The following is a 4,615-nucleotide window of genomic DNA, read 5'->3' as shown; positions in this document are numbered from 1 at the left end:
ATCTTGCCCTTCCGGGTTCGCACCTCTCTCCCCTGTATTCGCTTGCATCGCCTTGCATCCGCTTGCACGCCTTTCAGCCGGGCCATAAAAAGACGAGGACGGCGACGCCGTCCACATCCCGGACTTTTGTGACGCCGAAATACCGCCCGTCGAGCGAGCGTGGATGCGCATTCAGGAGGAAAATTTCGTCGTCCTGCACCACGACACATCCGTGCCATTCCGGCATTTTACGTCCCTGTGCATCACGCGACAAAGCCTTCGCGACGGGCTTTCCGTCGATAAAAATATCGAGATCTTCACGGCATATTTCTGCGCCGGGAAGCGCGGCGATCCGCTTTAGGAGAGGCCAGCCATCGCCGACATAACCTCGTGACGCTGACCATTTCGCAGCATCGCTATCGGCTGAGACGGCACCCCATCGGCCGAGGGTGAATTGGTCGCCGCTCAGCCGATAAAGCCCGATAGGCGCAGACCCGGTCCGGTTCCAGACAAGGTATTTTCGAACCGGGAGTGCGTGACTGGCAAGCGTGAGCCCTATGGCAGCCGTTGTGACGCTCACCATGGCCCACCTCACGACTCGGGCTTAATCCGCTCGGAGGTCGAGACATAAGTATGCCTGTTCGACCAGGTATCGAGGCTTGTACGCGTGTAGAAGACGCGGGCGCCGTGTTTTCGATAGACCGGCCCCCTGCCCTGGCAGCGATAATGATCCAGCGTGGAACGCGTCAGCCGCAGATATCTTGCGGCTTCCTCAACACTGAAGAACTCACTGTCATCCCCCTGGCCGGGGCTCGTATGTTCAATATCGGCCATTGCGATCTCCTTTCGTCAGTCCACCGTCCGATGAGACCAGACTGGCCGGAAGCAGGTCGAAATGGAGAGGCAAAACGCGCATGGCGGCTCTTGCCCGGCCGGCATAACCATCGCGCCCTGCAATGAGAGCCACCCCGGCCTGCATGCCCGGAGTGGCTCGTTTGCGACGGTGTTTCCGGCTAGTCGCGCGCGTTCCAGAGGATCACGTGCCGGCCTTTCTGGCCCTTGACCGGGGCAAGGTTGGCGAAGATCCGGCGCGGTCCGATCTGCGGGTCGGCGAGGGTGAGCGAGACATAGTCGCGTCCCGATGCCTTCGATTTCCGCATCCAGCCTCCGCCGATCTCGGTCGAGGTCTCGCCCGCATAGATGCGGAAGTCCGGCTGGCCCTCTTCGGTCTTTTCCGAATTCTTTTCAATGCGGATGTCGGACACGTCCGGCTTCTTGCGCCCATGCCGCATGTTGAGTTTGGAAATCCGCAGCGCGTCGAGCGGGATGTGTTTGAGGTCGGGCTGTGCCATAGGGGTCTCCTTTTCTGGCGGGTAAAGCGAGAGGCCCAGCGCCCATGCCGGGCCTCTCCAGTGAATTTTCGTGTAGGGAAAGCCGTCCGCGTCGCGGCTCGGCTCGGGGTCGGTTTCGCCCCAGTCATAGTCGCGGATCGTGATCAGGGGCGCGCGGCCTTCGACCCAGATTTCGGCGACCTGGGCTTCGGCAATGACCAGCGTCAGCCGGGGCCGAGGGCGAAGTAATTCAGTGGGGGAGCAGGCCGCGCTCATGTCGTGGCCCGGCCCGTCGCGGTCTCGGAAAGGCGCGCGGCAGCAGCCTTGCCCGCGGTCAGCGCCTCCGGCAGAAGCTCGTTCGCGACAATCGTGAGATAGCTATTATCCGTCCCCGGATAATTGCATTCGACGCCCCAGAGGCTCGCGGCTTGGTCGTCCAGTTCGATGTCGTCCCGCTCCACAGAGAGCACGATCCCGCAATAGAACCAGTCACCCTTGCGCCATGCCTCCATCACGGCCTCGGCCTTGGCTTGCGCCTCGGCGAAGCGCTTACGAAAGCCATTGCCCGGCCCGATGAAGCCCGGCGCATCCCTGTAAAGTGAGGGCCAGTATCCGTCCTGCCGCTGGTCGGGTGCATCGGGGCGTCCCTCGGGAAAACGCTCCACTGGAGCGTTTCCTGATCCTCGGAACTCGGCGACAATCCGTGCCGTAAAGGTGAAGCCCTCGGCCTCGCAGCTGATCGTGTCGCCTTCACAGGCAAAGGTGTCGAAACGGTTGGTGAATGCCATGGCGCTCACCGCGTCCAGAAGACGTGAACGTCTTCAAACCCGGTCTCGAACACCATGATGTCACCATTCAGCTCCATGTCGCGGGCGAGCGCTGACCAGTCGATATAGTATTCGAGGGCTGCGGGGATTTCGGTGCCGGTGTCGCGGTGGAGAGTTTCGGCGAAGTCTGCCCGGCTCGCATAGGTGCCTGCATGATCGTCAAAGGCCGCCTCGGCCTGCTCAAGATCATCGCCAAAATGGCGATGGACCAGCGCGCCCAGCCTTCCATGTTCGGCGATGAAGTCGGCGAGATTGCAGACCGTCTCGAAGCTCGCATATTCCGACAGGTGCGCGCCTTCGAACCCCTCATAGTCATGGATCGCCCATTCCTCGGCGTCCGGTAACGGCGACGCCGCCAGCATGGCGCGAACCTCGGCCATGACTTCGTCCGGCATGGTGGCGTCGATCCAGCGCCCGTGCAGGCAACCATTATTGTAGGCGGCAAGGCAGGCCACATAGATGCGGGGTCGGTCTGAAGGCGCGGGTGCAGCGTCTGCCGCAAGGGGGGCTGAAGGTAGCGGTGTGGTCATGGCGTCAGTCTCGTCTCCCCGCCCAATGTCCCTCCCGCATCAGGCGGGGGTGGGCGGCGAGAAGGCCGGCAGGCCGGACCCATTAGCCGGTTGCGCAAGGCGGAAAGGTAGGAGGATCAAACCGCTTCCAGGCGCCTTCAGTCCCGTCGCCTTGCACAAGCGGTGGGTCCGGGCAGACCGGTCGTCCGCCCACCTCCGTCTGAGAGGGAGACTGTCCTGGACGCCGGGAAGACGGATGCAGGCAGGGGCGCGCCAAGCGGGCCGAATCCCGCAAGACAGACTGTATGAGCCTACATATTCGCACCTATCGCGAACAGGATCGGGACGCTCTGATTGCCCTGTGGGAGCGCTGCGCACTGACGCGGCCGTGGAACGACCCTGCGGCCGATATCGACATGTGCCTGCGGAGCCGTGAAGCGACGCTGATGGTGGGCTACAAGGAGGATGGGCTGATCGCGTCGGTCATGGTCGGCCATGACGGTCACCGCGGCTGGATCTATTATCTCGCCGTCGCTCCTGATCGGCAGGGTCACGGCCATGGCCGCGAAATGATGGCCGAGGCCGAGCTATGGCTCACCAGCCGGGGCATTCCAAAAGTCCAGCTCATGGTGCGCTCAGACAATGGCGATGCCGAGGCAATCTGCGCGGCGCTTGGATATGCGCCGCAGGATGTCACTGTGTTCGGCAAGTGGCTTAACAAACCGAACGCACCCTGATCCGACGCCCTCATGAAGCCCACGGAGGCCGAGCAGCCTGCGACCCCTCTGCTCTGCAGTGGGAAGTATCCGTCTTCGTCAAGTCCGGCTTGGAACCCAGTTTCGGCTATCGCGAAGCAGACTGTTCGCCAGGACGATAAGCTTTCTCATTATGGCTGTGATGGCCAGTTTTGGCGCTTTTCCGGTGGCGACCATCATCTGGTATTTCGCGCTGAATTCCGGATTATGCTTTATGCTAACGAGGGTGGGCATATAGAGCGCCTGTCGCAAATGTGCTCTTCCACCTTGTATGTATCGCTTGCCTCGAAACGTGCCGCTGTCCCGAGCGATCGGAGCAAGTCCTGCAAGACTGGCGGCCGCCTTGTGATCGATGAAGCCGAGTTCGGGCATCTCGGTCAGAAGCATGATCGCGGTTGTTTCTCCAATGCCAGGAATAGTCTGTAGAATGTCGAATCTGGCTTTCAGGAATTCATCATCACGGACCAGCAAACGAAGAGCCGCGTCGATTGCTTTCATGTGACGGTCGATCTGCTCAATCCTTTCCCGTGCCTGGCGCCGCAACAAGGGAGCTATCCGGGCGGAAGACCGGTTGGACGCGCGTGTCCTGTCTTTCACCAGAGCGCGCCGAGCCGATTGTAGCTCTTTCATTTCATTGAACTTGATCGTTCTGTCGCTGACGCGGCGCACAGAAATCATCGCCCCGTATTTTGCGATAAGCCCGGCATCGATCGTGTCTGTTTTCGCCGACACACCCAATGCGTCCGCAAATCGTCGAGCCTGCCGTGGATTGACCTTGCCGAGAGGTATTTCGGCTTTCAGGAAGAACTTCTCGAAGGCAAGATGATACTGCCCGGTCGGTTCATAGAGTAGCTGTTCAAGATGACATCCTGCCATCCAGGTCAGCAATTGCCTGAATCCTTTTTTATCATTCGGGACAGTTATGGTCCTGCCCTCAGGATACATGTGCGCATCCAGAGTGCTCTTTGAAATATCGACGCCGATATGCTGGCGAACTGGTTCGATGGACATTCCAGATCCTTTGCTTGTCGTACGGGCCTAGATGCCCTCGTATCCGTTCAGGTCGCATGGAAATGAAGAGGACGATCAAACTTCCCAACGGCACTTACTCAGCCAGCGCAGGCACGATCCGTTCCTCTACGCCGGCGGGGAAATTGCGCAGTCCCCACCAGCGGTTCTTTTCTAACCAGAAGACCAGGAATCTCTAAGACAAG

7 protein-coding genes are annotated in these 4,615 nt (G+C 60.3%); 1 reads left to right on the top strand and 6 read right to left on the bottom strand.

Going from position 1 to position 4,615, the window contains the following annotated elements; all coding sequences use genetic code 11:
- Window positions 1–73: 73 nt before the first annotated feature.
- From B8784_RS08050 to B8784_RS08030, 5 genes are all read right to left on the bottom strand, one after another.
- Window positions 74–562 (bottom strand): S26 family signal peptidase, encoded by a 489-nt coding sequence (locus B8784_RS08050; RefSeq protein WP_084397227.1) that lies wholly within the window; start codon window positions 560–562, stop codon window positions 74–76.
- An 8-nt stretch (window positions 563–570) separates the two neighbouring features.
- The gene (locus B8784_RS08045; RefSeq protein ID WP_084397160.1) at window positions 571–813 is read right to left on the bottom strand and encodes a helix-turn-helix domain-containing protein; all 243 of its coding nucleotides are present in this window, start codon (window positions 811–813) and stop codon (window positions 571–573) included.
- Between the two features lie 179 nt (window positions 814–992).
- A complete protein-coding gene (locus B8784_RS21905) occupies window positions 993–1,586 on the bottom strand; it encodes a DUF736 domain-containing protein (RefSeq protein WP_143435369.1) in 594 nt (197 codons plus the stop codon).
- Window positions 1,583–2,098, bottom strand: coding sequence for a hypothetical protein (locus tag B8784_RS08035; protein WP_084397224.1), 516 nt, complete (start codon window positions 2,096–2,098; stop codon window positions 1,583–1,585). Before B8784_RS08035 ends, B8784_RS21905 begins: the two co-directional genes overlap by 4 nt.
- A gap of 5 nt (window positions 2,099–2,103) precedes the next feature.
- Entirely contained in the window at window positions 2,104–2,667 is a 564-nt protein-coding gene (locus B8784_RS08030; RefSeq protein WP_084397222.1) for an antirestriction protein ArdA, read from the bottom strand.
- A 284-nt stretch (window positions 2,668–2,951) separates the two neighbouring features.
- On the opposite strand from B8784_RS08030, the gene B8784_RS08025 reads away from it, so the two are divergent.
- Window positions 2,952–3,383 carry a GNAT family acetyltransferase gene (locus B8784_RS08025; protein ID WP_084397220.1) on the top strand — a complete coding sequence of 144 codons (432 nt, stop codon included), beginning with the start codon at window positions 2,952–2,954 and terminating at the stop codon, window positions 3,381–3,383.
- Window positions 3,384–3,461: 78 nt separating this feature from the next.
- Here the strand turns inward: B8784_RS08025 and B8784_RS08020 are convergent, their stop codons facing one another.
- Complete coding sequence (locus B8784_RS08020) at window positions 3,462–4,412, bottom strand: IS110 family RNA-guided transposase (protein WP_084396263.1); 951 nt, start codon at window positions 4,410–4,412, stop codon at window positions 3,462–3,464.
- Window positions 4,413–4,615 lie beyond the last annotated feature (203 nt).

The organism is Henriciella aquimarina (assembly GCF_002088975.1).
In the GTDB taxonomy this organism is placed as follows: domain Bacteria; phylum Pseudomonadota; class Alphaproteobacteria; order Caulobacterales; family Hyphomonadaceae; genus Henriciella; species Henriciella aquimarina.
Note: the sequence above shows the minus strand (reverse complement) of the source record. Positions and strands in the feature narration are given on the sequence as shown.